Here is a 26,508-nt window from a genome sequence, read left to right as displayed (position 1 = left end):
CGCATTCGATATACCGGACGCCGACCGGCTTGCCAAACAGCAAGGATGATGGAGCATGGCGCGAGCCGCGTCAATGACTCCGGTTCGGATTCGTTGTCGGTCCCGCGCAGCGCGGCCCCGGCCAGGCATCGTCCCTGGTGGCGGGCCTGTCGTCCGGCGGCTTCCCGGGGCCGGCCCGGCCCCGCGGGCACCCGCGCGGTGTGTGGGTACGCACAGGCTTGACGGGGTGGCCCGGCACTTCTACCGTTCCGCATCGATGGAACCGTCGGCCTTGTCGGTCGCTCAGGAGGGGTGGCCGCCACCGGGCTGACGTTCCTCACGCGCTTTCGTGGGAGCGCTCCCGCCCGTGCAGACGCCGAACGCGGGCTGCGGCGCTCTCACGCGCCAGTGCCGTTCCGGCAAGGTTCGTGACAGTGGAGAAGGGAGACTTCGGCGGCCGTGGCCGCCGCCTCTGAGGGGTCACCCGAGCGGCGCCCCCCGTGCAACGGCTGGAAGGAGGGCGGGTACGAGGTCGCGGTGTCCCGCATGCGGGCTGCGCGCGGTGACCAAACGCCCGGTGTCCCGGAAAGAGCGTGGGACCTGGGCCGCCCGCTCGGACGCGTCGGCCCGGGTCAGTAGGCTGTCCGAATGGGTGAAACGCTGGATCCCGGGCCGTTCTACCACGGCACGAAGGCTGATCTTCGGGCCGGAGACCTGCTGACCGCGGGCTTCCGTTCCAACTACCGGCCAGAAGTCGTCATGCGTCACATCTACTTCACGGCGCTTCGCGACGGTGCCGGCCTCGCGGCCGAGCTCGCCGCCGGGGACGGTCAGCCGCGGGTCTACCTGGTCGAGCCGACCGGTGACTTCCAGGACGACCCCAACGTGACCGACAAGAAGTTTCCCGGCAACCCGACCCGCTCCTATCGCAGCGAGGAACCGCTGCGGATCCTCGGCGAGGTGGACGACTGGACGCGACTGACCCCGGACGCGCTGCGGGACTGGCGTACTCGCCTCGCCTCGGTCCGGGGAGAGATCATCAACTGACCGTCTTCGCGTCGCACGCCATCGGGCACCACTGCTACGGGCCGGGTGGCGGATCGATGTCTCCGGCCACACGCGCAGGCCGCATGACCGCCGGGTGGCGGCCGCTGCTCACGGTGCCAGGAAGCCGGTGATCCGTTCGCGCAGGGTTCGCGGGTCCAGGCCCTGCCCGGTCAGGTGCTCGTCGAGTTGTCCGTAGCGGCGCAGCTCCCGGCGGCCGACGCCGAGGCCGAGCACGCGGTGGGGTACGTCGGCCAGCGCGTCGTTCACCTGCCGGGTCGAGGTTCCCTCGTGGTACGGCTCCACGACCACCACGTCCGCCGCCTCGGCGACAGCCGCGGCGGTGCGGAGCGTGGCCGCGTCGAAGGGGCGCACGGTGCTCGCGTACAGCACCGTCACATCCAGGCCGGCGACGGCGCCGAGTACGTTCTCCAGCATCGGGCCGACCGCCACGACCACGCCGCCGCGGCCCTCTCGCAGGGTCAGGAAGCGGGCGCCGTCGACCGCGCGCGGTTCCTGGTTGGTCTGTTCGGACAGCCGGAGGTAGACCTTGTCGTCGCCGGCGGCCACGGCGTGCCGCAGCAGTGCCTCGGCCTCGTCCGGGTGACCGGGGACATGGACGGTCCAGCCGTCCAGGCTGTCCAGCAGGGCCACGTCGCCCGGTGACATGTGCGTGAAGCCACCGGCGGGCCAGTCGTAGGAGCCGGCCGCGCTCACCAGCACCCCGCCGACGCCCTGGTGGCCGAGGTCCAGCTTCAGCTGCTCGAAGGGGCGTTCCACCAGGAAGCTGGCGAAGGTGTGCATGATCGGGCGCAGGCCGGTGAGGGCCAGCCCCCCGCCCACGCCGACGAGCAGCTGTTCCCTGATGCCGACGTTCACCACCCGGTCCGGGTGTCGGCCCTGTGCCCGGGTGAAGCCGTCCCTGCCGATCTCGGCGAGTACGACGGCGAGGCGCGGGTCCTCGTCCAGCAGTCGGGACGTGACGGCGGTGAAGCGCTCACGCATGGTGTCCATGGGGGAAGGCCCTCTCGTGATAGATCGTGGAACGTCGTGGAGCGGGGGACGGGGGTCCCTCACGCGACTTTGGGTTCGCCCGTGTCCTTGGGCTCCACCTGGGCGACCACCGCGTGCGGGCGTCCTGGGTGCGGGGCGGTGAACGCCCGGTGCAGCGCCTCGTGATCGCGCCCGTCCACGGTCACCGCCGACCATCCGGCGGCCTGGAACTGCGCGGCGATCCCGCCGTGCCAGCCGTGCGTGGCCGAGGAGTTGTCGATGACCAGCGTGTGCAGCCGGGAGAGCCCGGCGGCGCCGGCGTACGCGATGGCCTCGTGATTGCTGCCCTCGTCCAGTTCGGCGTCGCCGACCAGTACCCACACCGCCGGGTCGTCGAGCCCCTGGGCCCGCAGGCCCAGCGCCGTGCCGACGGCCAGCGGCAGGCCGTGCCCCAGCGACCCGCTGCCGATCTCCGCGCCCGGGACCAGCGTCCGGTCCGGGTGGTGCCCGAGAGGGGAGTCGTACGTGCCGAAGTCCGGCAGCCATGTCCTCGGGAAGAAGCCCTTGGCGGCGAGGACCGCGTAGTAGGCCATCGGGCCGTGCCCCTTGGAGAGCAGGAACCGGTCCCGCCCCGGGTCCTTGGCGGTCTCGGGGGAGACCCGCAGCACCCGGTCGTAGAGGACCCACAGCGCGTCCAGCGTGGATGTCGCGGCCGGGCCGTGCTTCTCGGCCCCGGTCATCAGCCCCATCAGGGAAGCCAACTCACCGAACCCGGCGACACCGTTCTCCGTCTGCGTCCTGATCGCGTTCGTCATGATCAGCACGTTAGAACTTCAAGTGCTGTTGAAGTCAAGAGGGTCCGCACCGGCCCCGGCGTTGCGCCGAGCGGGTGAGGGACGGGGGAGTGGTCAGGGCGATTGGAGTGTCCCGCATCGGGTACCCGGCTCGTCCGCGTGCCCGCCGTTGACCTTGCGGCCGGACCGCGCGGGCCGGGGCCGCGCAGCTATGGGCCGGCCGCGACGTGAGCGAGGACTGGGAGCGCGCGCATGGGTGAGAAGGTGGCGGATTTCCTGCTGCGGCGGCTGCGGGAGTGGGATGTCGAACACGTCTTCGGCTATGCCGGGGACGGGATCAACGGACTTCTCGCCGCGTGGGGGAGGGCCGCGGACGACCCCATGTTCGTGCAGGCACGGCATGAGGAGATGGCGGCCTTCGAGGCCGTCGGCTACGCCAAGTACTCCGGCCGGCTGGGCGTCTGCGTGGCGACCTCGGGGCCCGGAGCCATCCATCTGTCCAACGGCCTGTACGACGCGAAGCTCGATCATGTGCCGGTGGTGGCGATCATCGGCCAGACCAACCGCAGCGCCATGGGCGGCTCCTACCAGCAGGAGGTGGACCTGGCGAACCTGTTCAAGGACGTCGCCTCCGACTTCCTGGAGACCGTCACCGTTCCCGAGCAACTGCCCAACGTGCTCGACCGCGCCATCCGCACCGCGTACGGCCGGCGCACGGTCACCGCGGTGATCGTCCCCGCCGACGTGCAGGAGCTGGAGTACGAGGCGCCGTCGCACGCGTTCAAGATGGTGCCCTCCTCGCTGGGACTTGGCCGCTCGGCCCCGGTCCCGGCCCGGGAGGACCTGGAACGGGCCGCCGCCGTGCTGAACGCCGGCGAACGGGTGGCCGTGCTGGTGGGCCAGGGCGCCGCCGGGGCCCGCGCGGAGGTGGAGCAGGCGGCCGAGGTGCTGTCCGCCGGGGTGGCCAAGGCACTCCTGGGCAAGGACGTGCTCTCCGACGAACTGCCGTACGTCACCGGGGCCATCGGACTGCTGGGCACCCGGCCCTCGTACGAGCTGATGCAGGGGTGCGACACCCTGCTGACGATCGGCTCCAGCTTTCCGTACGCCCAGTTCCTGCCGGAGTTCGGTCAGGCCAGGGCGGTGCAGATCGAGATCGACCCGCACATGGCGGGCATGCGCTACCCGTACGAGGTCAACCTCATCGGGGACGCCGCGACCGCGCTGCGGGAGCTGCTGCCGCTGCTGGAGCCGAAGAAGCACGGAAAGTGGCGCAAGGACCTGGAGCGCGACGTCGCCCGCTGGTGGGAGGTGATGGACCGGCGGGCCGCCACCGAGGCCGACCCCGTCAACCCCGAGTACGTGGCCGCCGCCCTGTCGCCGCTGCTGCCCGACGACGTCATGCTCGCGGCGGACTCCGGCTCGGCGGCCAACTGGTACGCGCGTCATCTGCGGCTGCGGCCGGGGATGAGCGGCTCCCTGTCGGGCACGCTGGCCACCATGGGCCCGGGCGTCCCCTACCTCATCGGCGCCAAATTCGCCCACCCGGAACGGCCGGCGATCGCGCTCGTCGGCGACGGCGCGATGCAGATGAACGGGATGGCGGAGCTGATCACCGCCTCACGCTACTGGCGGCGCTGGAGCGACCCGAGGCTGATCGTGGGCGTGCTCAACAACCAGGACCTCAACCAGGTCACCTGGGAGATGCGGTCGATGTCCGGCGCCCCGCAGTTCGAGCCCTCCCAGCACCTGCCCGACGTCCCGTACGCGGAGTTCGCCCGCTCCATCGGCCTGCACGGCATCCGGGTCGACGAGCCGGGCGGCGTCGAGTCCGCCTGGCGGCAGGCGCTCGCGGCCGACCGGCCCTGCCTGCTGGAATTCGTCACCGATCCCGCGGTGCCGCCGATTCCCCCGCACGCCACCTGGGAGCAGGCCCAGGCCACCGCCGAAGCGCTGTTGCGCGGTGACAGCGACCGGACGAATGTGGTGAAGAGAGGCATCAAGCAAAAGGTCCAGGAGTTCCTTCCGGATCTCAAGGGCCTCAACCGCGGCTGACCGTCACCGTCGACGCATGCCATGCCCCACGGAACCGGCCCCCCGGACGCACCGCCCGGTGCGGGGAGGCGACAGGAGCGCGCATGACGACCACCTCACCACCGGCCCTCGGCAGAGTCCTCACGGTTCCGGGTGTCTACCCGCCGCAGTACGACAGCCGGCTCATGGCCGGTGCGCTGGCCCGCGAGCGGACCGGCCCGGGCACCTCCGTGCTGGACCTGTGCACCGGCAGCGGGGTGCTCGCCGTGCGCGCCGCCCTCACGGGCGCCGATGTGACCGCCGTGGACATCGCCCGCCGCGCGGTACTGACGGCCCGGCTGAACGCCCTGCTGGCCCGCGTGACCATCGACGTGCGCCGGGGGGACCTGGCCGCAAGCCTGCGGGGCCTGACCTTCGACCTGGTGGTCAGCAACCCGCCGTACGTACCGGCCCCGCCCCGCCGGCCGGCCCGTCACGGGGCCCGCGTGGCCTGGGACGCGGGTGCCGACGGACGGACCCTGCTGGACCGTATCTGCGCCACCGCCCCCGGGCTGCTGCGCCCGCGCGGTGTGCTGCTCCTGGTCCACTCCACCCTGTGCGGAACGGAAGACACCCTGCTGCGGCTGCAGCGGTCAGGACTGCACGCCACCGTCGGCGACCGGGCCCGGATACCGCTGGGCCCCGTCCTGCGGCAGCGCGCCCCCTGGCTGCGCGCCCAAGGGCTGCTGGAACACGGCCAGGACGAGGAGGAGCTGGTGGTCATCCGTGCCGAAAGACTCTGAACGGCCCTGCCGGATACGGCTCGACGCGGACGGACCCATCCTGGTGGAAGGGCCCGTGGAGGTCGTCCTCCCGGACGGCACCGTCGTGTCCTCCCAGCGGTTCCAGGTCGCCCTGTGCGCGTGCCGGCGCAGCCGCAGCTATCCGTGGTGCGACACCAGCCACCGCCGCCGGTCCCGCGGGAACGACCGGCGGAACTCACCCGAACGGCGGCCCGGGCCCGGATCGCCGCCTCCCGGCGGAACGGAGGAAGCCCCGTGACCACGCTGCCGCTGCGCGTCACCGCGTCCCCTCCGCTGCCCCCGGCCAGGGGCGACCTGTCGGGCGCGGTGATCGCCGCCCTGCGCGGGGCGGCGAGTCCGCTGCCACGGGCCGCCGCGGTCTCCGGCGCCGATCCCTACGGAGCGGATCTGCAACTGGCCCTGTACCTCCTGTACGAACTGCACTACCGGGGCTTCGCCGGCATCGACGACGCTTACGAGTGGGACCCCGCGCTGCTGCGGCTGCGCGCCGACGCGGAGGACCGTTTCCTGACGGCCCTGCGGCGGGACACCACCACCGGTGAGAACGCCGAGCAGGCCCTGGGCGAACTGCTCGTGGAACCGGTCGGCGACAGCGGGGACAGCGTGAGCCACCACCTCGCCGGGGAAGGCACCCTGTGGCAGGTGCGGGAGTACGCGGCGCTGCGTTCCCTCTACCACCTCAAGGAGGCGGACCCGCACCTGTGGGTCGTGCCCCGGCTGCGAGGGCGGGCGAAGGCCGCGATGGTCGCCATCGAGTACGACGAGTTCGGGGCGGGGCGCGCCGATCGGGTGCACGCCGAGCTGTTCGCGGCGCTGATGAGGGATCTCGGCCTGGACCCGGCCTACGGCCGGTACCTCGACGCGGCCCCGGCACCGGCCCTGGCCACGGTCAACCTCATGTCGCTGTTCGGCCTGCACCGGTCGCTGCGCGGGGCGCTGGTGGGCCACTTCGCCGCGGTGGAGGTGACGTCCCCGCCGGCCTCCCGCCGGCTGGCCGCCGCGATGCGCGGGTGGGCGCGGGCCCGGCCGCCGTGCGCTTCTACGACGAACACGTGGAGGCGGACGCCGTGCACGAACAAGTGGTCCGTCACGATGTCGTGGGAGGTCTGCTGGCGGACGAGCCCGCGCTGGCGGCCGATGTGGCCTTCGGCATCGGGGCGACCGCTCATCTGGAGGACCGTCTGGCGGGGGAGGTGCTGACCGCCTGGCGCTCGGGTGAGTCAGCGTTGCGCTCACCCCTGGCAGGGCCCGGCGCCTGACGGGCGGTGCTGCCCGCGCGCCGCGCGGCGGGGGCGGCGTTGGCCCCGGGCGCGCCGTGGCACGCCGCCGCCCGGGTGGGCAAAGGCCACATGCACCGTCCCGGCCGCCGTGCGCACGCCTGCCACCCGTCCGCCCCGCACTGAGACCTCGGTGACCCGCTCCCCGCACCGTACGGTGATACCGCGCCGGCTCGGTCCGCGGACGAGCGCCGCCGTCAGCTCCCCGGGCCCCCGGAGCCCGGCCGGTGCCCGGAGGGCAGCGACGCCCGCTCGTCCACCAGCCGTTCCAGCCGGGCGAGCATCCCGCGGTGCCGCAGTTGCTGCACCGCGTCCAGGACGGCGTTGTGCACGGTGCCTCCGAAGCCGCGCAGCGGGTGCTCGTCCATGATGACCAGGGTCTCCTCGCCCCACGGGCGGATGTCCAGGGAGATGCGCGCGGTGCCGAGCCGCCCGCTGTCGACCTCCAGCTCCAGGGCCCGAGGTGGCTCGCAGCGCCGCACCCAGGTGCGGCCGTGCAGATCCTTGCGGCCGAGGCGCACGGTGTAGGCCAGCGCGGAGCCGACTTCGGGCCACTCGCCCTCCGCCGGTGCGGAATCCTTGGTGCCGACCACCCAGGCGGCGTACTGGGAGGGGTCGGCCAGGACGTCCCACACCGTGTCGGGTGGATGGGCGATCAGTCGGTGCCGTACGGCCATGGATGCCTCCAGACGCCTGGGCGAGCGGTACGGAGCCTGCCCTCACGGTGTCGCGCTGTGCCTGTTCAGGGGGGAGGGCGCCGCGTTCTTCCTGTACGGATGGAAGCACTTTCCGGACCGCGCGGCAGCTCGTAGGGGCGGTCGGACGGCCCCGCCGCGCACGTTTGCCGCCGGTCCCGCCGGGCAGCCGACGTGGCTGTGAGGAGGCGTGTGCGGAAGGACGGTACGGGGACCGGTCCACGCGGTGACGGTACGAGTGGCGGTGCTGCGGGACCGGCTGCGGCAGGCCGTGCGCACACCCGGCTGGGAGCGGGAGGACCTGCTGCTCCAGCTGAAGACGGTGGCCGCGGCGGTGGCCGCCTGGTCCCTGGCCTCCTGGTTGCTGGCGCCGGGCGTCGCCACCTTCGCCCCGTTCACCACACTGCTGGCCATCCAGGGAACGGTGCACCGCTCGATCCAGCAGTCCTGGCGCTATCTGGCGGCCGTCACGCTCGGGGTGGTGCTGGCCGCCGTCTTCGGCTCGGCCGCGGGACGCACCGCGTGGACCCTGGCCGTGCTGCTCCTGGTGGCGCTGGCCCTCTCCCGGGCGCAGCCGCTGGGCGCGCAGCGGCTCCAGGTGCCGGTCACCGCACTGTTCGCCTTCTCCACCGGCAACGGGGAGTGGGACTACGGCGCCGGGCTGGCGGCCGCGGTGCTGATCGGGATCGGCTGCGGCCTGGTGGCCGTCGTGGTGCTGGCGCCGGCGGTGCACCACCGGGACGCCGACCGGTCCATCGCGTACCTTGCCGGGCGGGTCGGCGATCTGGCGGCCGGCGTCGCGCGCAACCTGCGCGAGGGCGGACCGGGAGAGGCGGAGACCCGTGCCTGGTGGGACGAGGCGCAGGCACTGCGGACCATGGCCCGTCAGGCCCGGGCGACGGTGGAGCTGGGCGAGGAGAACGTCCGGCTCAATCCGCGGCGGCTGGTGAGCGGCGGCCTGCTGAGCCTGCCGGATCACCACGCCCGGGTGACCGCCCTGGAGCGTGCCGCCTACCAGCTGGAGTCCGTCGTCCGGGGGCTCGACTACGCGGCCGGGCGCGACAACCGGGCGGCGCTGGCCGGCGACTTCCTCCTTCCCTTCGCCGGGCTGCTGGAGGACATCGGCCGGGCGGCGCATCAGCTGGGTGAGAGCGGTTCCGCGGCGCCCGCCGGAGAGGGTGGCCCGGAGCCGGACGGCGGTCCGGTGGCCACCGGTCGGCGCCGGGCCGCCGAACTGGCGGGCAGCAGCCGCCGGGCGGACCTGCGGGCACCGGGCGAATGGCCGCTGTACGGGGCGCTGCTCACCGATGCCCGGCGGGCCCTGGACGACCTGGCCCGCGCTCCCGGCCCGCCCTGGACCTGACGGGCGCTGCGCGCCTGACCCCCGGTCCGCACCGGACCGGCTACGCGGCGCGTTCGGCTGCCGCCCCGGCCAGCTGGTCGAAGGTACGGACCAGCACCGCGCGGCGTTCTTCCTTGTACTCCCGCGAGGGTTCCAGCTCGTCGATGGTCCGCTCCCAGACGGCCATGAAGTGCTTCTTCCACCTCTCCACCACCTCCGGGCGCAGCGGCGTGTCGGAGGTGTGGCCGGCCCGGACCAGGACGTGCAGCAGCTCCAGCTGACACGGCACGGCCACCCCCCAGTACTCGTCGGGCTCGATGGCGACCGGATCCCCCTCCATGACCTCGGCCACCTCCGCGACGAGCCGATCCATGAAGGAGGACAGATAGTCCCTGGCCGTGTCGCTGTCGAAGTTCCCACTGCCCCAGGTGCCCACGGTCTCTCCTCCGCATGGTGGTGTCACATCACGACGGGGCCATCGAAGCAGGGAGCACTGACAACGGGGGGCGAGGAGGCTCATCGCCGGGGCCGGGGCCGGAAAAGTTGGACGGTGATGTCGAGAATCCGTGTCCGGCTCCGTCCCCGGGGTGAACGCGACCACAATGGGTCGCACGCGCACCGAGGAGAACCACGATGGCCAAGTACCTGCTGCTGAAGCACTACCGCGGCGCCCCGGCCGCCGTCAACGACGTGCCGATGGACCGGTGGAGCCCCGAGGAGATCTCGGCCCACATCCAGTACATGAACGACTTCGCCGCCCGCCTGGAAAGCAGCGGCGAGTTCGTCGACGGTCAGGCACTCGCCCCCGAGGGAGCGTGGGTCCGGTACGACGGTGAGGGGCGCCCGCCGGTTACCGACGGGCCGTTCGCGGAGACCAAGGACCTCATCGCCGGCTGGATGATCATCGACGTGGACAGCTACGAGCGCGCCGTCGAGCTGGCCGGAGAACTGTCGGCCGCCCCGGGAGCCGGCGGCAGGCCGATCCACGAGTGGCTGGAGGTGCGCCCGTTCCTGACCGCGCCGCCCACCGTCACCGAATGACCTCATCCATGGACGAGGCCCTGCTCAGGAGCCTCATCCCGGGCGTCATCACCGTCCTCGTCCGCCGCGGAGCCGACTTCGCGGCGGCCGAGGACGCCGTGCAGGAGGCGCTGATCGAGGCGCTCCGGCACTGGCCGGCGGAACCCTCCCCGGGATCCGCAGGGCCGGCGGAGCCCCTCCGGGACGCCAAGGGCTGGCTGATCACGGTGGCCTGGCGCAGGTTCCTCGACGCGACCCGCGCGGACACCGCGCGACGCCGGCGCGAGGATCTCGCCGAGGAGGAACCCGCCCCCGGGCCCGCGCCCGCCGTGGACGACACGCTCCAGCTCTACTTCCTGTGCGCCCACCCGTCGCTCACCCCCGCGTCGGCGGTCGCCCTCACCCTGCGCGCCGTCGGCGGCCTCACCACCCGCCAGATCGCCCGGGCCTACCTGGTGCCCGAGGCCACGATGGCGCAGCGCATCAGCCGCGCCAAGCGCACCGTCTCCGGCGTGCGGTTCGACCGGCCCGGCGATGTCGCCACCGTGCTGCGTGTCCTCTACCTCGTCTTCAACGAGGGCTACTCCGGCGACATCGACCTCGCCGCCGAGGCCATCCGCCTCACCCGGCAGCTCGCGGCCCGCGTCGACCACCCCGAGGTCGCCGGGCTGCTCGCCCTCATGCTGCTGCACCACGCCCGGCGTGCCGCCAGGACCGCGGCCGACGGCAGCCTGGTGCCGCTCGCCGAGCAGGACCGCGGCCGCTGGGACACGGCGCTGATCGCCGAGGGGGTGCGGATCCTGCAGGCGGCTCTCGCCCGCGACCGGCTGGGCGAGTTCCAGGCCCAGGCCGCCGTCGCGGCGCTCCACGCCGACGCACCCACGGCCCGGGAGACCGACTGGGCGCAGATCGTCGAGTGGTACGACGAGCTGACGCGCCTGACCGACAGCCCGGTCGTCCGGCTCAACCGCGCGGTCGCCGTCGGGGAGGCCGAAGGGCCGGACGCCGGCCTGGCGGCGCTCTCGGGGCTGGACGCCGCACTGCCCCGGTACACCGCGGTGGCGGCCTACCTCCATGAGCGCCGGGGCGACCTGACGACAGCGGCACGGCTGTACTCCGAGGCGGCCCACCTGGCCCCCCATCTCGCCGAGCGGGACCACCTCACGCGCCAGGCCGCCCGGCTCAACGCCCGCCGGCAGCGCTGACGGGCCCCGGTGGGCGCACGGCGTGCCCGTTTCCGTTACGCGCCCGGCTCCGCCGCGCAGGCGAGGTCCCCGGACGGGCGTTCCCCGGAGGTGAGGAACGCGGTCGCCGCGTCCTTCGCGCACGTGTTGCCGCCGAACGGGTAGACACCGTGCCCGCCCTGGTCGGCGGTCACCAGTGTGGCCCGGTCCCCGAACGCCCGCCGCAGCTCCACGGCGCCGGCCAGCGGTGTTCCGGGGTCGCGCTCGTTCTGCACGATGAGGACGTTCGAGGGCCCCCGGTCATCGATGCGCACCGGCGGCCCGACCCGCTCGGACGGCCAGAACGCGCACGGACCGATGCTCGCGGTGGACCCGCCCAGCATCGGGTACCTGATCCGGTCGACCGCGACGTTGCGCTGGTACTCCCGCACGGTCCCGGGCCAGCGGGAATCACCGCAGATCACATGGAGCCGGGACGCCATGAGGTTCTCCAGGTCCCCCGACGGCGGCGGCAGACCGGGCGGCAGCGGGCTGCCCGTGTCGAGCGCCTGCCACATCCCTGCCAGCATGGGCATCAGTGCGTCGCTGTAGAGGTATTCGAAGGTGAGGGCGCGGAACAGGGTCCCGTCGACGCCCTCGACCGGCGCCGCCTCCAGCCGTTCCGCCAGCTCGAAGAACGTCGCGCGCACCTGTTCCGGGGTGCTGCCCAGGCCGTACTCGGGGCGGGCCGCGGCGAACGCCGCGAAGTCCGGGAAGCGGTCCTCCAGTCCACGGGCGAACATCCGCATGGCCGTGACGTCGTAACCGCCGGGCCCCAGGCTGCTGTCGAGCACGATCCGGTCGCCGCCGTGCGGGAACATCGTCGCGTACACCGCGCCGAGGTAGGTGCCGTAGGAGGCGCCCAGGTACGAGATCGTCGGCTCGCCGAGCGCGACCCGGATCGCGTCCATGTCGCGCGCGGTGTTCGCGGTGGTGGTGTGCGGCAGCATCCACGCGGTCTCCGAGGCGGCGCAGCTCTCGGCGACGGTCCGCGCGTATCCCGCCTCCCGCGTGACGTCGGCGGCGGTGTGCGCGTACGGCGCGAAGGCGCCGCGCTGCTGCTGTTCCTCCGTCAGGTCGCAGGTCACCGGGGTGCTGTGGCCGACGCCGCGGGGGTCGAAGCCGATCAGGTCGTAGGAGTCCAGCACCTCCTGCGGCAGCCCCGCGGCGGCGAGCACGGCGGGGTAGCCGAGGCCGGGGCCGCCGGGGCCGCCCGGGTTGGTCAGCAGCACGCCGCGGCGCTGTGCCGGTTCCTCGCTCGCCAGCCGGGAGATGGAGATCTCGATCCTCCGTCCGTCCGGATCGCCGTAGTCCAGCGGGACGTCGAGCGTCGAGCACTCCAGACGGGGCGCGGCGACCTCCTCGGGGCACGGGCCCCACCGCACGGTGTCCGGTGCCGCGGCCGCCGCCGCCCCAGGAAGCGCGGTCGCCACCACGAGGGCGGCGAGCGCGAGGGACAAGGTTCTGGGCATCGGATGTCCTCCTCGGAGCGCAGGGGGCACCGGAACGGGCCCGTGCGGCACGACGTCCGCAGGCCGTCCGCCCGGAACGGCCACGTTTTCCACGGCACGGCCCAGTGTTCTCGCCGCGCCACCGCGCCAGTAGTGACAAACGTCAGCGCCCCGGCAGCCGGGGAAACGGACGCTAGGTCCCGCCGAAGCCCGTGAGCACGAGGGCGACTTCGGATGCTCCGTCGATCGCCCCAACGGCGCTCCGCCGGGAGCCGGCCGGAGGAACAGGTGCGGGACCCGATAACCCGTTGCCCGGGGGCGGGGGTTCTCCTAGCCTCCGGGGGTGGTCGAGTCCGGATACGAGGAGTTGGTCGCCGCCGCGATGGCGGCTCCGGTCGGGGGCTGGGACTTCGGCGCGCTGGCCGGACGGGTGCGGGGCTCGGATCCGTCCTGGTCCTACCAGCGCGCGGCCCGCACCCGCCTCGCAGGAGCGGAACGTCTGCTGGACATCGACACCGGCGGCGGTGAACTGCTGTCCGGGCTCGGGCCGCTGCCCCGGCACACCTGGGCGACCGAGGGATGGCCACCCAACCTCCCCGTCGCCCGGGCGCGGCTCGAACCGCTGGGGGTCACCGTCCTCCCGGCCCCCGACTCCGGAATCCTGCCGCTGCCCGACGCGTCGGTCGATGTCGTGCTCAACCGCCACGGGCGGCTCGCGGCCCGGGAGATCCGGCGGGTGCTGCGCCCCGGGGGCACCTTGCTGACCCAGCAGGTGGGCAGCGAGGACTGCGCCGGGCTGAACGACCTGCTCGGCGCCCCGCCCGCACATCCCCCGGGCAGCTGGACCCTGGACACCGCGCGCTCGGCGCTCGCCGACGCGGGTCTGGAGCCGGTGCTGGCGCAGGAGGAGTACCCGGTCCTCTCCTTCCACGACATCGGCGCCGTCGTCCACCACCTGCGCCTGGTGGCGTGGCAGATCCCCGACTTCGGCCCCGCGCGCTACGACGCGGCGCTGCGCCGCCTGGATCGCGGGATCCGTGCGGAGGGACGCCTGGACGTACGGGCCCACCGGTTCCTGATCGCCGCCGACCGGCCCCGGATCCCGTCCGCGCCCCGGGGCGCCTGACCGGCCGCACCGCACCGCCCGTACCGCACCGCGCCGTCCGTGCCGCGGGCCCCGGCCCGCCTCACACGGTGTAGTCGCCCGTCAGCATCGCCGAGGCCAACTCGACGCGGGAACGGTAGCCGGCGCGCTTGAACAGCCGCGTCATCCGGCTCTCCACGCTCTTCTCACTGCACCCGAGCGCGACCGCCATCTCCCGGTTGGTCAGGCCCTCGGTCACCAGCACCGCCAGCAGCCGCTCGTTCTCCGCGATCGTCGCGCTGCGGCCCGGCACCGGCACCCCCTGCTCCCGCATCAGATTCCGCAACTGGGCCTTGCGCAGCAGCGCGTCGAGATCGCCGTACACCGCGTACGCCTCCCGCAGCAGCCCCGGGTCGGCCTGCCCGTGGCGGACCACGGTGACCAGGGTGTCCGCCAGTTCCAGCGGCTGGTCGCGGTGCCGGGCCAGGGCCACCGCCTCCGCCGCGGCAGCCGGGTTGCGGTGTGCCATGGAGGTGGCGATCAGATGGCACAGCCGGCTGCGCCCGGTGCCGGTCAGCTCCGCGACCCGGGCAACCTCCCGCGCGCAGCGCCTGGCCGCCGCCGGGTCGCCCGCGTTCAGCTCCATCTCGGTCCTGCGCAGCCACAGTTCGTCGGTGCCGATGACCAGGCCCAGCCGTTCGGCCAGGGCGAGCGCGTCGCTGATCACCCGGTGGGCGCGCTCGGTCGCCCCCAGGGACTGCTCCTGCTCCGCCTCGGGCCCGGCCAGCAGATGCGGCAGCATGGAGTGCACGCCACGGGCGTTCTCGATCACCGACCTGGCCTGGTTGATCCGGCCGCGCGCGCCCAGGATGACGCTCATCTCCCGGGACGCCATCGTGTGGCTGGTCAGGTCACCGACCCACCCCCCGGTGGCCAGGGCACGCCGGGCGAGGTCCAGCGCCCGGTCCCAGTGCCCGGACTGGCTGTCCGCCACCACCTGGTCGGAGACGGGCCGGTACCCCGAGGGCAGGCCGTACGTCTCCAGCAGCCGCTGCGCGGGCGCCAGTTCGCCGAAGGTCATCAGGGTCCTGGTGAGCCAGGACAGCCGCTGGAAACGGTGCCGGGGCCCACGTTCCCACAGCGGCCACCGGGTCGGATCGGCGACGGCCCGATCGAAGTCCCGGGGCCGGCCCAGGAAGGCGTGCGAGATCTCGTCCAGGATCTGGCCCACTCCGGCGACGAAGTCGTTGTCCGCGCTCCACTCCTCCCGGGTCGCCGCCAGATGGTCGGCGGCCTCCTGCCACCGCTCCAGGAGGCACAGGGCGTTGTACCTGCAGATGATGCGGTGCCCCGGGCCGCCGGGGAGCGTGCGCCAGCCCTCGTCGGCGAGGGCGGTGAGCGCCGCCTGGTCGGACATCCCGGCCAGCGAGACGATGTACACCATCTCCATCTCGAGCAGGTTCTCGGCGGTCACCAGGTCCGCGTACCGTGACAGCACCGCCCACGCGCTCTCCCGGGCCTCCGCGTGGCGCAGATGGATCGTGCAGGTGGAGGCGTGCACGGTCAGGACCCTGGCCCGTGGTTCCGGCTCGGTGATCAGGTCCAGGGCGGCACGCAGCCAGCGTTCGGCGGAGTGGCCGTCCTCCAGCATCGCGGCGCTGCCGTGCCGGAACAGTTCCTCGGCGGCCCGCGCCGGGTCCACGAACCGGCCTGCGGTGACGAGGTGTTCGGCGAAATAGCAGCCCTGGGCGGTGGCCGTACCCGACCACACGGCGGTGACGGCCAGTTGGGAGAGCCTGCGCCGTTCGTACTGTCCCAGGCAGGCGGTCAGCGAGGACGCGTGCAGTGGCAGCCGGAACCGCCAGTGCCCGGGCTCGGGCCCGTGACACACCAGCCCTTCGGCGCGCAGTGAGTCCAGCGTCGCGCGCACCTCGTCCTCGCCGGTGTCCAGCGCCTCGGCGATCAGCCGGGTTGCGGCGGAGCCCAGCGGGTGCAGCACTGCCAGGGCCTTGACCACCGGCCACACGGGCGCGCCGAGGCCGCGCAGATGCTCGACGCAGGGCTGCCCGGGCGGCATCTCGGGCGGGCGGTCCGGCGAGGCGAGATAGGCGTGCCGGTCGACCACGCGCAGCGACCCGGCGCGTCGGTACCCCGCCACGGCACCGAGCGCGGCGGAGGGTATGCCCCGGCAGTCCCGGCGCAGCCGTTCGGAGAGCGAGGCGGACGGGATGGCCTGCAACTCGTGGGCGACGAGGGCGTCGATCTCACGGGAGTGCAGCGGACGCAGGGGCACCACGTGCGCGAGTCCGGCGGTCCGCAGCCGCTCCAGCGTGACCCGGTCGTTCTCCGTGGTGGCGGGCAGGGTGCGGAAGGTGCACACGAAGGTGACCGGACTCCCGGCCAGCGAGCGGAGCTTGGGCAACAGCACGCCACGCGAGGCCGGGTCGGCCCAGTGCAGATCGTCGATCAGCACGAACAGTGGCTCCCCGGACTTGACGGCGGCCCGTAGCACGGCGGTCAGGTGCCGTCCGGCCTCCGGATGCGTCACCGGGGCAGCGGCGTGGGGCGCCCGGCGGGTATCGGTTCCCCGGTGCAGGGCGCCGAGTTCGGCGGAGAGCCGGGCAGCCAGGGAGTAGGGACGGTCACGCTCGTTGCGTGCCACCCGCAGCGCCAGGACGTGGTGGCCGCGCTCGGCGAGCCCGTCCCCGACGGCGGCGAGCACCGCGCTGCGGCCGATGCCCAGGGGTCCCGTGACCAGGACCAGCGGCCCGTTGCCGGGCGCGGTGGCGGTGTCGATGACGCGTGTGACGGTGCTGGTGCGGCCCGGCAGCCCGTGCGGGGGCCGAACCGTGGTGACCTGATCGGGCAGGCTGTCGATCACCCGGGCAGCATGCCCACAGCTTCGCCGCGCATTCGCACATCTTCGACCTGTAAAGCCTTCTGCACAATGAGAGTTCGGCCCAATGGCGCCCCCGGGCCGAGGCGTGACATCCCCCACAAGGAGGCGGCCGTGGCCCGAGACCGTAGCGCGCTCGTGGGAAGGGAACGGGAACTGACGCTGCTGTGCGGGCTGCTGGCGGCGGACGCCGGCTCCCTGGTCGTTCTGCGCGGTCCGTCCGGCATCGGCAGATCGGCGCTGCAGGAGGAGGTGGGCCGTGCCCTGCGCGGGCGGGGGGTCCGGGTGCTGCCGGTGCGCTTCGGCGCCGGGCGGGGGGAGCGGGGTGCCGACGACACCTACGGGATCGGACCGCTGGTGGGCAGCGTGCGCGAGCGCTTCGAGGAGTTCGCGGACGCGCAGCTCGCCGACGCGCTGCAGCCGGTGGCCCGGCTGAGCCAGACCCCGGGCGGGGACGCGCGGGGGTGGGCGCCCTCCATGGTGGGTGAACTGGGCGCGCTCTTCGAGCGGATCGGCCTGCGGGGGCGCACCGCGCTGCTCGCCGACGACGCGCACCTGGTGGCCGAGCCCGCGCCGTTGCTCGCCGCCGCCCGCCGCTGCGGCTGGCCGGTGCTGGTCACCTGCGAGCAGGGCACCGAACACAGCCCGGGCGCGGCTGAGCTGTTCACCGCGGCCGACCGGGTCATCACCCTCGGGCCGCTGGCCGACGCCGATGCCGAAGCGCTGGTGCGCCGGACGGTGGGCGCCCGGCTGGACGAGGCCGTGCCGGACGCGCTGCGCACGGCGCTCGGACCGCTGTTCACGCACCCGGGCACCTTGCTGAGCACCCTCGCCGACCTGCGGGAACGGGGCCGGCTGACCGCCTTCCGCGGTCGGCTGTGCCTGCGCGCACCGGCCGAGCCCATCGCGTTGCCCGACAGCCACCCGCTCTTGCGCCGGGCCGCCTCCCACGGCCCGCTCGCGCCCTGGCTGGTGTCCTCGGTCGCCGTGTGGGACGGCATCAGCGTGGACGATCTGCCGCTGCTGGCCGAGACGATCGGCGCGGACCTCGCGGCCTGCGGCCGTACGCTGGACCGGTTGATCGAGGCGGGCGTTCTGGTCGCCGACGTGGCGGGCCGGGTGAACTGCCGCTGCCCCGCCCTGGCGGCCGCGGCCGTCCGGCGCACCAAGGTCTTCTGGGGCGCCGGGCTGCACGCGTCGATCGCCGAACGGCTGCTGGCCCGGCAGCGCGGCGGCGGCGGGGTGGATCCGGTGGCCCTGGCCGACCACATCGCGCGCGGCGGGGCGGCGGTGGACCTCGGCGAGGACATGACCGGCCGGTTGCTGGACCTGGCGGCGGCCACCGCCGGGGAGGAACCGGAGCGGGCAGCCCTGCTGTGCGCCGCCGCGCTGCACCGCCTGCCGCCCACCGCGCCCGAACACGCCACGGCGCTGACCACCTTGCTCACCCTCGTCGTGCGCACCGGGCAGTACGCCCTGCTGGGTGATGTGCTGAGTGGCTACCCCGATCCGGACGGACCCCAGGTGCCCGACGGGCCTCAGGTGCCGGCCGCCGTACCCGCACCGCTGGCCGAACTCCGGCTGGCGGCCACCCTTGTCGCCGTGCACACCGGCGAGCCGCCCGCCGAGCCGGCCCTGCGGTCACTGCTGGACGAGGAATTGCCCGGCGGCGGCCGGATCGGCTTCGCGCAGTGGTGGTTCGGCCGCCAACTGTCGGCCGGCGGGCGGGCGGAAGAGCGTCCGGAAGGGAGGGCGCCGATCCACTGGCCGGGCGTCCCCGGCCTCATCTCGTCCGACGAGATGGAGATACTGAGCGCCGCGCTGTACGGGGACGCCGAGGTCTGCGAAGGCGCCTGGCGCCGCGCGGGCCGCCCCGCCCCCTCCCCGGAACTGGACGCGCTGCACGACGCCGCGGCCGTGCTGGACATCGCGACCGTGACCCGGGTCGTCCTCGGCGACCGCTACCGGGTGCCGGAGACCGGTCCGCTGGGCGTCTACCAGCGGGTGGTGCGCTCTCACCGCGACGCCGACTGGTCCCAGGCCATGTCCGCGGTCCGCGAGCTGGAACTCTCGGGCCACACCGACACCCTGGTGCACCACGCGGCCCGGCTGTTCGCCGCCGACATCTGCGCCGCCCGGGGAGAGTTCCGGCAGGCGGCGGAGTGGCTGGCCGCCGCCGCGCCCGCCCCCCGGCTCGCGGCGCTGCGCGCCTGGGCGCGGATCGGCCTGTTCAGCCGGATGGGCCAGGACCGGCGGGCGGTGCGGCAGGCCAGGAAGTTCTGCCGCCATCTGCACCGGGCCGGGCTGCGGGTGGGGATGGACCTGCTGCTCATGCGGGCGGTGGGGATCGCCGTCTACGTCAAGGACCACGACAGCGCCGCGTATCTGCTGGAGCAGACCGAGCAGTTGCACCGCGTGGGCGGCCGCACCCTGATGACGGAGAGCGTCCATCTGGCGCGCGGCCTGGTACGTCCCGACATCGTCCATGCCCGGGTCGCCACCGGCCTGGCGCGTGACCGTGGCGACAAGGCGGCGCTGCTGGACTCCTGCCTGGTCGTCGCCCGGTTCGCCGAGGACCCCCGGCCGTGGCTGCGGGAGGCGCACGAAGTGGCCACGCACTGCGGGGCGTCCGTGCTGCTGGAGCGGATCCGCGCGGTCACCAGGGAGCGCGGGGTGCCCGCCCCGCGCGCCCGCGGCCGGCGCGGGCCGGCGGCCGGGACGGAGGCGGCCATCGTCGAGCTGATCGGCGCGGGGATGACGAACCGTCAGATCGCGCAGCGGCTGGGGATCAGCGAGAAGACCGTGGAGCACTATCTGACCCGGCTGTTCGCCCGCACCGGCTGCCGCTCCCGGGTCGAACTCGCCGCCGCCAGCCTGGGCGGACGGCTGCCCGCCCCCTGACCCGGGGCACCGGGCCCGCGCCGGCCGCCGGTGGGCCCCGCGGCACGCCGGACCAAAGATGCCAACCCGTGGTCCCTCTCGGGACCAGCTCGGCGCACCGTACGGACACCCCCCGGACCCCCTCCCTACCGTCGATGCCATGACCGACATCGATGTGCCCCAGGTCGCCGATCCCGAGGTGGCCGCCATGGTGCGAGCCGAGGTGGAGGGCCGCTGGCCGCTCGGCGTTTCGGGCCTCGACGAAGTGGTGCGGTACGGGCTGGTCCCCTTCGGCAAGATGATGGGCCCCTGGCTGCTCATCCGCTCCGCCCTGGCGGTCGGGGGTGACATCGCCACCGCCCTGCCCGCCGCCGTCGCCCTGGAGTGCGTCCAGGTCGGCGCCATGATGCACGACGACATCATCGACTGCGACGCCCAGCGCCGCAGCAAGCCGGCCGCGCACACCGTCTTCGGTGAGCCGACCGCGATCGTGGGCGGCGACGGCCTGTTCTTCCACGGCTTCGCCGCCCTGTCCGAGTGCCGGGAGGCCGGCGCCCCCGCCGAGCGGGTCGCCCAGGCGTTCACCGTGCTGTCCCGGGCCGGGCTGCGGATCGGCAGCGCGGCCCTGCGGGAGATCCGGATGAGCCGCGAGATCTGCTCCGTCCAGGACTACCTCGACATGATCGCGGACAAGAGCGGCGCCCTGCTGTGGATGGCCTGCGGCGTCGGCGGCACGCTCGGCGGCGCGGACGAGGCCGCCCTGAAGGCGCTCAGCCAGTACAGCGACCAGCTGGGCATCGCCTACCAGATCCGTGACGACCTCATGGCGTACGACGGGACGCGGGCCGGCAAGCCGAACATCTCCGACGTCCGCAACGGCCGGCCCACGCTGCCCGTGCTGCTCGCCCACGAACGCGCCCCCAGGGAACAGCAACTGCGCATCGAGCGGCTGCTCGCCGACACCGCCGCGCCGGCCGCCGAGCGCTACAAGGCCATGGCCGATCTGGTCGGCGCCTACGACGGGGCACAGGCCGCCAGGGAGGTGTCGCACCGCCACGTACAGCTGGCCACGCGGGCGCTGCAGACCCTCCCGCCCAGCCCGCACCGCGACGCGCTGGAGGACCTCACCGTGCCGGGCCGCCTGGTGTAACGCGCACTCACCCCGAGGAGCTGGCCCCATGACCTGCCCGACCTACGCGACGTATCTGCGCCTGGACGAACTGCTCTCGCTGCAACAGCCCCTCACCCCCGTGGAACAGCGGGACGTGAGCGACAGCGAGCGGCTGTTCATCGTCGTCCACCAGGCCTCGGAGACCCTGCTCAGCCAGGTCCTCGTCGACCTGCGGCACATCGACGCCGGCCAGTGCGAACCCGCCTGCTACGCCCACCGCTCGAACCGGGCGACCCGGCTCATCGACGCGCTGGAAGGGCAGTTGACGCTGCTGCGGGGCACACTGCGGCGGGAGGAGTTCCTGGCGTTCCGCGACCGGTTCGGCACGGCCAGCGGGCTCCAGTCCGAGCAGTTCCGTGAACTGTTCACGCTGACGCGGCGGCTGGCCGCCGACGGCACCGGCCCCTACGAACGGCTCGGCGGCGCGGTGCGGCGCTGGCGGCGCACCCATCTGGAGCTGGTCGGCCACATGCTCGGCGACGCGCCGGGCAGCGGCGACACCTCAGGCGCCGCGTTCCTGGCCGCACGCCTGGAGGACACCCCGCCCCGGCCGGGGACGGCCGACGCCGACGCCCACAGCGCCGGGCCGGACGGCACGGAGCAGCCGCGCCCCCAGCACGTGCGGACCGGTCGGCGGCCCTCGCTCGGCGAGGTGGTCGTGCTCGGCGGCAGCGTCGCCGGCCTGCTGACCGCGCACGTCCTCGCCCGGTACGCGGACCGGGTGACGATCCTCGAACGCGACCGGATCGGCGACACCCCGGCGCCCCGGCCCGGCGTGCCGCAGTCCCGCCACACCCATGTGCTGCTCACCAGCGGCATCAACGCCCTGGGGGCGCTGCTGCCCGACCTCGTCCCCGAACTGACGGCGGCCGGCGCCCCGCGCCTCGCGGTCCCCGGGGACCTCGGGGTGTGGCTGGGCGGGCAGTGGATCTCCCGCCGCAACCCCTCCAGGCCGATCCTCACCCCCTCCCGTCCCCTGCTGGAACACCACGTGCGGCGCCTGGTGCTGGCCCACCCCCGCGTCCACCTGCGCACCGGCGCCGAGGTCACCGGGCTGCTGGGCCGGCCCGACCGCGTCACCGGCGTGACCCTGCGCGGTCGCGGCACCGACCGGCCGGGCCCCCGGGAACTGCGGGCCGACCTCGTCGTGGACGCCACCGGCCGCTCCAGCCGTACCCCCCGGTGGCTCGCCGACCTCGGCGGCACTCCGCCCGCCGAGGAGGTGGTGGAGACCGGCCGGGGGTACGCCACCTGTGTCTTCGAGGCCGACGAACCACCGGGCGATCTGCGGGGGTTCTACATCGTGCCCGACGCGGGGGCACCGCTCGGCGCGATCATCATGCCGCTGGAGGACGGCCGCTGGTCGGTCACCCTCTCCGGGCTGCGCGACCAGGCGCCGCCCAACGACGCGGACGGCTTCGTCGAGTTCGCCCACCGGCTGCCGCACCCGGCGCCGTACAAGTGGCTCAGCACCGCGGAACCGGCCGGCCGGCCCGTGGGCTACCGGCACACCGCCAACCGGCGCCGCCGCTACGACCGGCTGGACCGCGCCCGCACCGGACTGCTCGTCGTCGGGGACGCGGCCTGCGCGCTCAACCCCGTCTACGGGCAAGGGCTTTCGGTCGCCGCCCTGAGCGCGCTGGCGCTGGCCGAGACGCTGGCCGGCGCCGGGCGGACCCCGTCCGTCCACACGCTCCAGCGGGCGGTCCTGCACGCCTCCCGTACGGCCTGGGAGGTCGCGACCGGCGCGGACAGCCCCATGCCGGGCGCCACCGGCAACGCGGCCCGCACCGGCCCCGCCGCCCGCGTCCTCACCCGCTACCTCGACCGGGTGCGCGACCACGTGCCGGGCGACCCGGTGGTGTGCACCGCCAACCGGGACGTCCTGTTCCTGCTGGCACCGCCCCACACCCTGCTCACCTCGCCCCGGGTCCTGCGCCGGACCCTGCTGACCCCCGCGGTGCCGACCCCGCGCGATCTGCCCACGCCGTGACCACCACCAGCCGACAGCGAAGGTGCACCATGCCACTGCCCAGCGCGTCACCCCTCCGCCCGCCGGCGGTCCCGAACGTGCCCGTGCCCGGTGCGGGCGGAGGGCGGACCGCATGACGACGACCCCGATCAGAACGCTCTCCGCGAGCCTGGACACCGGCCGCTCCCTGCTCGAACCCGCCCTGCGGGACACCGTGGGAAGCCGGCTGAACCCCGAGATGCGGCGCATCGCCCAGTACCACCTCGGCTGGGCCGACGCCGACGGCCGGCCCACCGGCAGCTGGGGCGGCAAGCTGGTGCGCCCCACCCTGTCCCTGCTCTCGGCTCGGGCGGCGGGCGGCATCGCGGCCGACGGCATCGCGGCGGCGGTGGCCATCGAGCTGGTCCACAACTTCTCGCTGCTGCACGACGACATCATGGACGGCGACGCGACCCGGCGCGGACGGGCCACCGCCTGGACGGTCTTCGGGGTGCCGCACGCCATCCTGGCCGGCGACGCCATGGTCACCGCCGCCACCAGCGCGCTGCTCGACGCCCCGCACCCGGGGGCGCGCGCGGCCACCGCCTCGCTGATGACCGCCACCCAGCGGATGATCAGCGGCCAGGCATCCGATGTGGCCTTCGAACGGCGCGAGGACGTCCCGCTCGCCGAGTGCGTCCGGATGGCCGGGGACAAGACCGGAGCCCTGCTGGGCTGCGCCTGCTCGCTGGGCGCCGAACTCGTGGGCGCCGAACCCGTCCTGGTGGACCGGCTCGCCGCTTTCGGCGAACACATCGGGCTGGCCTTCCAGCTCATCGACGACCTGCTGGGCATCTGGGGCGACCCGGAGCGCACCGGCAAGCAGGTGGGCGCCGATCTGCGGGTGCGCAAGAAGTCCCTGCCCGTGGTGGCCGCCCTCAACGCGGACCGTACCGAGGAACTGCGCGCCCTGTACCTGCGCGCCGAGCCCCTGACCGAGGCCGAGGTCCATCGCGTCGCCGACCTCGTCGAACGCGCCGGCGGCCGGGACTGGGCGCGGCAGGAGGCGGACCGTCAGCTGGCGGCGGCCGAACGCTGCCTGGCGGAGGCCGGGCTCGCGGACGCGCCGCACGCCGAGTTCCTGGAGATCGGCGGATTCATCGTCGGCAGGCGCTTCTGACCCCGCGCCACTCCCGCACCCCCGCACCGCGGCCCCCCGCGCCCGCACCCCCATCCAGAGAGGCACTTCCGCCATGCCCGATCCCAAGGTGCTCCCGTTCGCGGCCCGCGCCGCCGGCTGCCCCTTCACCCCCGCGCCCGAGCTGTACGCCATGCAGAAGGACGAGGAACTGCCCCGCATCGGCGTACCCAGCCCCATCCTCGACGAGTTCGAGGCCGTCGCCATCACCCGTTACGAGGACGCCCGCGCCCTGCTGAGCGACGAACGCCTGCGCATGGGCTTCGTCTTCGACCCGGACGCCCCGCGCAGCATGCTCAACCAGCCCGGCAACCTGCTCAACTACAACGGCGCCGACCACACCCGGCTGCGCCGCATGCTCACCGGCGCCTTCACCGTCAAGCGCGTGCGTGCCCTCCAGCCCACCATCGAGAAGATCGTCGCCTCGCGGCTGGACGCCCTGGAGGCCGCCGGTCCCGGCGCCGACCTGATCTCCACCTTCTGCACCCCCATCCCGACGCTGGTCATCTGCGAACTCCTGGGCGTCCCCTACGAACACCGGGAGGACTTCCAGCGCCGCGCCCAGGTGGGCCTGGACGTCAACGCCACCCGTGAGGAGCACATCCGCAACCTCATGGAGATGGACGCCTACATGGGCGAGCTGGTCGCCGCCCACCGGCGCAGCCCCGGCGACAACCTGCTGGGCGCCGTGGTGCGCGAGCACGGCGACCAGCTGAACGAGGACGAACTGGTCGGCATCGGCAACATGCTGCTGGTCGCCGGACACGAGACCACCGCCAGCATGCTCTCGGCCGGCAGCACCCTGCTGCTCCAGCACCCCGACCAGCTCGCCGTCGTGCGCGACGAACCCGAGGCCGTGGACGGCGCCATCGAGGAACTGCTGCGCTACATCTCGCCCGCCATCACCATGCCGCGCGAGGCCGCCGAGGACATCGAGGTCCGCGGGCGGACGATCAAGCAGGGCGAACGCGTCGTGCTGTCGGTGCTGGCCGCCAACCGCGACCACACCCTGGCGGACGGGGACCTGGACACCCTCGACGTCCGCCGCACCCCGCCGCCGCACGTCGTCTTCGGCTACGGCGCCCACCAGTGCCTGGGGCAGCAACTGGCCCGCGCGGAACTGCGGACGGCGCTGCCCGCCCTCTTCCGCCGGTTCCCCACGCTGCGCCTGGCCGCCCCGCAGGAGGAGATCGACTACCGCACCACCACCCTCGTCTTCAGCGTCAACGCGCTGCCGGTCACGTGGTGACGCCGTGAGGAAAACCGGAGACACCATGGTCCTGCGGGTCGAGATCGATGAGCCGCGCTGCGTCGCCGCCGGGCACTGCGTGACAGCGGCCCCCGAGGTGTTCGACCAGCGCGACTCCGACGGCGTGGTGGTGCTGCTCGACGCGGCGCCGCCGGCCGGTGAGCGCGAACGGGTCAGGGAGGCGGCGCTGCTGTGCCCGGCCGCCGCCATCCTGCTGCACGAGCGCGACGGTGCGTGATGTCCGCGCGCAGTGATGTCCTGATCGTCGGCGCCTCGGCGGCCGGTCTGGCCACCGCCGAGTCCCTGCGCCGGCGCGGCTTCACCGGCACCGTCCGCCTGGTGGGGGAGGAGCCGCACCCGCCGTACGACCGGCCGCCGCTGTCCAAGCAGGTCCTGCTGGGCACCTGGGACGCCGGCCGTACGGTGCTGCGCCCGCCCGCCGACCTGGCCTGCCAGGGCATCGAGGTGCTGCCGGGCCGCCGGGCGGTGGCCGTGGACACCGGTCGGCGCGAGGTGACGCTCGCCGACGGGACCCGGCTCGGCTACGGCGACCTGGTGCTCGCCACCGGGCTGACGCCCCGCCGGCTGCCGGCGTTCGAGGGCGTGGCCGGGGTGCACACGCTGCGCACCCTGGACGATGTGCGGCGGCTGCGCGCCGCCCTGGCCGCCGCCCGCCGCCTCGCCGTGATCGGCGCCGGGGTGCTCGGCTGCGAGATCGCCGCCACGGGCCGGGCGCTGGGCCTGGAGGTGACCGTGATCGACCCGGCGCCGGTGCCGATGGCCGACCGGCTCGGCGCCGGCACCGGCCTGCGGCTCGCCGCCCTGCACCGTGAGCACGGCGTGCGGCTGCTGACCGGCACCAAGGCGGAGGCCCCGGTCACCGCGGGCGGGCGGGTCACCGCGGTGGTCACCTCCCAGGGGCCGGTGCCCGCGGACGCCGTGGTGATCGCGGTCGGCTCGCTGCCCGCCACCGACTGGCTGCGCGGGAGCGGACTGCCGCTGGACGACGGGATCGTGTGCGACGCCCGGTGCCGGGCGGCCGACCACGTGTACGCCGCCGGTGACGTGGCCCGCTGGTGGCACCCGGGCCAGGGCCGCACGGTGCGGCTGGAGAACCGCTCCAACGCGGCGGAACAGGCCCTCGCCGTCGCCGACAACATCCTCGGGGCCGACCGGGCCTACACCCCGGTCCCGTACTTCTGGACCGACCAGCACGGCGTACGGGTGCAGATCTTCGGCGACCCGGCCGCCGGCGACCACCTGCGGGTGACCGAAGGGGACCCGGACAGCGGCCCGTTCACCGCGGTCGCCGAGGCCGGCGGACGCCCCGTCGGCGTCATCGGCTGGAACAGCCCGCGCGGCGCGCGCCGGGCACGCCACCTGCTCACCGACGCCTGAGCGGCGCCCGCCCCACCCCCGGGGCC

Annotated in this window: 21 protein-coding genes and 1 pseudogene; 16 read left to right on the top strand and 6 right to left on the bottom strand. The window is 74.1% G+C overall.

What is annotated here, in order from left to right:
* Positions 1 to 627 precede the first annotated feature (627 nt).
* Positions 628 to 1,026, top strand: coding sequence for an NAD(+)--rifampin ADP-ribosyltransferase (gene arr, locus SXIM_RS03225; RefSeq protein WP_030727886.1), 399 nt, complete (start codon positions 628 to 630; stop codon positions 1,024 to 1,026).
* Between the two features lie 108 nt (positions 1,027 to 1,134).
* On the opposite strand, the gene SXIM_RS03220 is transcribed toward arr, so the two are convergent.
* The gene (locus SXIM_RS03220; RefSeq protein WP_030727884.1) at positions 1,135 to 2,037 is read right to left on the bottom strand and encodes a transketolase C-terminal domain-containing protein; all 903 of its coding nucleotides are present in this window, start codon (positions 2,035 to 2,037) and stop codon (positions 1,135 to 1,137) included.
* Between the two features lie 59 nt (positions 2,038 to 2,096).
* Positions 2,097 to 2,831, bottom strand: coding sequence for a transketolase (locus SXIM_RS03215; RefSeq protein ID WP_030727881.1), 735 nt, complete (start codon positions 2,829 to 2,831; stop codon positions 2,097 to 2,099).
* Positions 2,832 to 3,062: 231 nt separating this feature from the next.
* Between SXIM_RS03215 and SXIM_RS03210 the strand changes: the two genes are divergently transcribed.
* The 4 genes and pseudogenes from SXIM_RS03210 (at position 3,063) to SXIM_RS03195 (ending at position 6,906) form a co-directional block, all read left to right on the top strand.
* On the top strand, positions 3,063 to 4,865 hold the full coding sequence (locus SXIM_RS03210; RefSeq protein WP_046722889.1) for a thiamine pyrophosphate-requiring protein: 1,803 nt from the start codon (positions 3,063 to 3,065) through the stop codon (positions 4,863 to 4,865).
* An 83-nt stretch (positions 4,866 to 4,948) separates the two neighbouring features.
* A complete protein-coding gene (locus SXIM_RS03205; protein ID WP_046722888.1) occupies positions 4,949 to 5,626 on the top strand; it encodes a HemK2/MTQ2 family protein methyltransferase in 678 nt (225 codons plus the stop codon).
* On the top strand, positions 5,610 to 5,885 hold the full coding sequence (locus SXIM_RS03200; RefSeq protein ID WP_046722887.1) for a CDGSH iron-sulfur domain-containing protein: 276 nt from the start codon (positions 5,610 to 5,612) through the stop codon (positions 5,883 to 5,885). Before SXIM_RS03205 ends, SXIM_RS03200 begins: the two co-directional genes overlap by 17 nt.
* Positions 5,882 to 6,906, top strand: a pseudogene (locus SXIM_RS03195) (iron-containing redox enzyme family protein). Before SXIM_RS03200 ends, SXIM_RS03195 begins: the two are co-directional and overlap by 4 nt.
* A 215-nt stretch (positions 6,907 to 7,121) precedes the next feature.
* Here SXIM_RS03195 and SXIM_RS03190 read toward each other — a convergent pair.
* Complete coding sequence (locus SXIM_RS03190) at positions 7,122 to 7,601, bottom strand: SRPBCC family protein (RefSeq protein ID WP_046722886.1); 480 nt, start codon at positions 7,599 to 7,601, stop codon at positions 7,122 to 7,124.
* 244 nt (positions 7,602 to 7,845) lie between these two features.
* On the opposite strand from SXIM_RS03190, the gene SXIM_RS03185 reads away from it, so the two are divergent.
* Positions 7,846 to 8,982 carry an aromatic acid exporter family protein gene (locus SXIM_RS03185; protein WP_030727872.1) on the top strand — a complete coding sequence of 379 codons (1,137 nt, stop codon included), beginning with the start codon at positions 7,846 to 7,848 and terminating at the stop codon, positions 8,980 to 8,982.
* A gap of 40 nt (positions 8,983 to 9,022) precedes the next feature.
* On the opposite strand, the gene SXIM_RS03180 is transcribed toward SXIM_RS03185, so the two are convergent.
* The gene (locus SXIM_RS03180) at positions 9,023 to 9,397 is read right to left on the bottom strand and encodes a DUF4259 domain-containing protein (protein WP_030727871.1); all 375 of its coding nucleotides are present in this window, start codon (positions 9,395 to 9,397) and stop codon (positions 9,023 to 9,025) included.
* A 197-nt stretch (positions 9,398 to 9,594) separates the two neighbouring features.
* Between SXIM_RS03180 and SXIM_RS03175 the strand changes: the two genes are divergently transcribed.
* Together SXIM_RS03175 and SXIM_RS03170 are read left to right on the top strand one after the other, a co-directional pair.
* Positions 9,595 to 10,002 (top strand): YciI family protein, encoded by a 408-nt coding sequence (locus SXIM_RS03175; RefSeq protein ID WP_030727870.1) that lies wholly within the window; start codon positions 9,595 to 9,597, stop codon positions 10,000 to 10,002.
* A gap of 8 nt (positions 10,003 to 10,010) precedes the next feature.
* Positions 10,011 to 11,186: an RNA polymerase sigma factor gene (locus tag SXIM_RS03170; protein WP_046722884.1), complete on the top strand. Its 1,176-nt coding sequence runs from the start codon at positions 10,011 to 10,013 to the stop codon at positions 11,184 to 11,186.
* A 35-nt stretch (positions 11,187 to 11,221) separates the two neighbouring features.
* On the opposite strand, the gene SXIM_RS03165 is transcribed toward SXIM_RS03170, so the two are convergent.
* Entirely contained in the window at positions 11,222 to 12,676 is a 1,455-nt protein-coding gene (locus SXIM_RS03165) for an alpha/beta hydrolase (protein ID WP_046722883.1), read from the bottom strand.
* A gap of 322 nt (positions 12,677 to 12,998) precedes the next feature.
* Here SXIM_RS03165 and SXIM_RS03160 point away from each other — a divergent pair, with 322 nt between their 5' ends.
* A complete protein-coding gene (locus SXIM_RS03160; RefSeq protein WP_218941154.1) occupies positions 12,999 to 13,781 on the top strand; it encodes a methyltransferase domain-containing protein in 783 nt (260 codons plus the stop codon).
* Between the two features lie 61 nt (positions 13,782 to 13,842).
* Here the strand turns inward: SXIM_RS03160 and SXIM_RS03155 are convergent, their stop codons facing one another.
* Positions 13,843 to 16,620, bottom strand: coding sequence for an AAA family ATPase (locus SXIM_RS03155; protein WP_046722881.1), 2,778 nt, complete (start codon positions 16,618 to 16,620; stop codon positions 13,843 to 13,845).
* 129 nt (positions 16,621 to 16,749) lie between these two features.
* Here SXIM_RS03155 and SXIM_RS03150 point away from each other — a divergent pair, with 129 nt between their 5' ends.
* From SXIM_RS03150 to SXIM_RS03120, 7 genes are all read left to right on the top strand, one after another.
* Positions 16,750 to 19,536, top strand: coding sequence for a helix-turn-helix transcriptional regulator (locus SXIM_RS03150; protein ID WP_158707981.1), 2,787 nt, complete (start codon positions 16,750 to 16,752; stop codon positions 19,534 to 19,536).
* Between the two features lie 139 nt (positions 19,537 to 19,675).
* Positions 19,676 to 20,665 (top strand): polyprenyl synthetase family protein, encoded by a 990-nt coding sequence (locus tag SXIM_RS03145; protein WP_030727859.1) that lies wholly within the window; start codon positions 19,676 to 19,678, stop codon positions 20,663 to 20,665.
* 28 nt (positions 20,666 to 20,693) lie between these two features.
* The gene (locus SXIM_RS03140) at positions 20,694 to 22,679 is read left to right on the top strand and encodes a tryptophan 2,3-dioxygenase family protein (protein WP_078846823.1); all 1,986 of its coding nucleotides are present in this window, start codon (positions 20,694 to 20,696) and stop codon (positions 22,677 to 22,679) included.
* 112 nt (positions 22,680 to 22,791) lie between these two features.
* Positions 22,792 to 23,817: a polyprenyl synthetase family protein gene (locus tag SXIM_RS03135; protein ID WP_046722880.1), complete on the top strand. Its 1,026-nt coding sequence runs from the start codon at positions 22,792 to 22,794 to the stop codon at positions 23,815 to 23,817.
* Positions 23,818 to 23,890: 73 nt separating this feature from the next.
* The gene (locus tag SXIM_RS03130) at positions 23,891 to 25,084 is read left to right on the top strand and encodes a cytochrome P450 (protein WP_030727853.1); all 1,194 of its coding nucleotides are present in this window, start codon (positions 23,891 to 23,893) and stop codon (positions 25,082 to 25,084) included.
* Between the two features lie 25 nt (positions 25,085 to 25,109).
* Positions 25,110 to 25,322, top strand: coding sequence for a ferredoxin (locus tag SXIM_RS03125; protein WP_174864352.1), 213 nt, complete (start codon positions 25,110 to 25,112; stop codon positions 25,320 to 25,322).
* Positions 25,322 to 26,482, top strand: coding sequence for an NAD(P)/FAD-dependent oxidoreductase (locus SXIM_RS03120; protein ID WP_046722878.1), 1,161 nt, complete (start codon positions 25,322 to 25,324; stop codon positions 26,480 to 26,482). The genes SXIM_RS03125 and SXIM_RS03120 overlap by 1 nt, the downstream gene beginning before the upstream one ends.
* Positions 26,483 to 26,508: the final 26 nt, after the last annotated feature.

Origin of the sequence: Streptomyces xiamenensis (genome assembly GCF_000993785.3) — a bacterium.
Classification (GTDB): Bacteria; Actinomycetota; Actinomycetes; order Streptomycetales; family Streptomycetaceae; genus Streptomyces; species Streptomyces xiamenensis.
This window is presented reverse-complemented; position numbering and strand designations above follow the sequence as displayed.

Bases quoted from the DNA above. Each gene is read 5' to 3' on its own strand.
- SXIM_RS03210 (WP_046722889.1), top strand. From the start codon at position 3,063: ATGGGTGAGAAGGTGGCGGATTTCCTGCTGCGGCGGCTGCGGGAGTGG.
- arr (WP_030727886.1), top strand. From the start codon at position 628: ATGGGTGAAACGCTGGATCCCGGGCCGTTCTACCACGGCACGAAGGCT.
- SXIM_RS03125 (WP_174864352.1), top strand. From the start codon at position 25,110: ATGGTCCTGCGGGTCGAGATCGATGAGCCGCGCTGCGTCGCCGCCGGG.
- SXIM_RS03170 (WP_046722884.1), top strand. From the start codon at position 10,011: ATGGACGAGGCCCTGCTCAGGAGCCTCATCCCGGGCGTCATCACCGTC.
- SXIM_RS03220 (WP_030727884.1), bottom strand. From the start codon at position 2,037: ATGGACACCATGCGTGAGCGCTTCACCGCCGTCACGTCCCGACTGCTG.
- SXIM_RS03165 (WP_046722883.1), bottom strand. From the start codon at position 12,676: ATGCCCAGAACCTTGTCCCTCGCGCTCGCCGCCCTCGTGGTGGCGACC.
- SXIM_RS03175 (WP_030727870.1), top strand. From the start codon at position 9,595: ATGGCCAAGTACCTGCTGCTGAAGCACTACCGCGGCGCCCCGGCCGCC.
- SXIM_RS03130 (WP_030727853.1), top strand. From the start codon at position 23,891: ATGCCCGATCCCAAGGTGCTCCCGTTCGCGGCCCGCGCCGCCGGCTGC.
- SXIM_RS03215 (WP_030727881.1), bottom strand. From the start codon at position 2,831: ATGACGAACGCGATCAGGACGCAGACGGAGAACGGTGTCGCCGGGTTC.
- SXIM_RS03120 (WP_046722878.1), top strand. From the start codon at position 25,322: ATGTCCGCGCGCAGTGATGTCCTGATCGTCGGCGCCTCGGCGGCCGGT.
- SXIM_RS03205 (WP_046722888.1), top strand. From the start codon at position 4,949: ATGACGACCACCTCACCACCGGCCCTCGGCAGAGTCCTCACGGTTCCG.
- SXIM_RS03140 (WP_078846823.1), top strand. From the start codon at position 20,694: ATGACCTGCCCGACCTACGCGACGTATCTGCGCCTGGACGAACTGCTC.
- SXIM_RS03190 (WP_046722886.1), bottom strand. From the start codon at position 7,601: ATGGCCGTACGGCACCGACTGATCGCCCATCCACCCGACACGGTGTGG.
- SXIM_RS03145 (WP_030727859.1), top strand. From the start codon at position 19,676: ATGACCGACATCGATGTGCCCCAGGTCGCCGATCCCGAGGTGGCCGCC.
- SXIM_RS03135 (WP_046722880.1), top strand. From the start codon at position 22,792: ATGACGACGACCCCGATCAGAACGCTCTCCGCGAGCCTGGACACCGGC.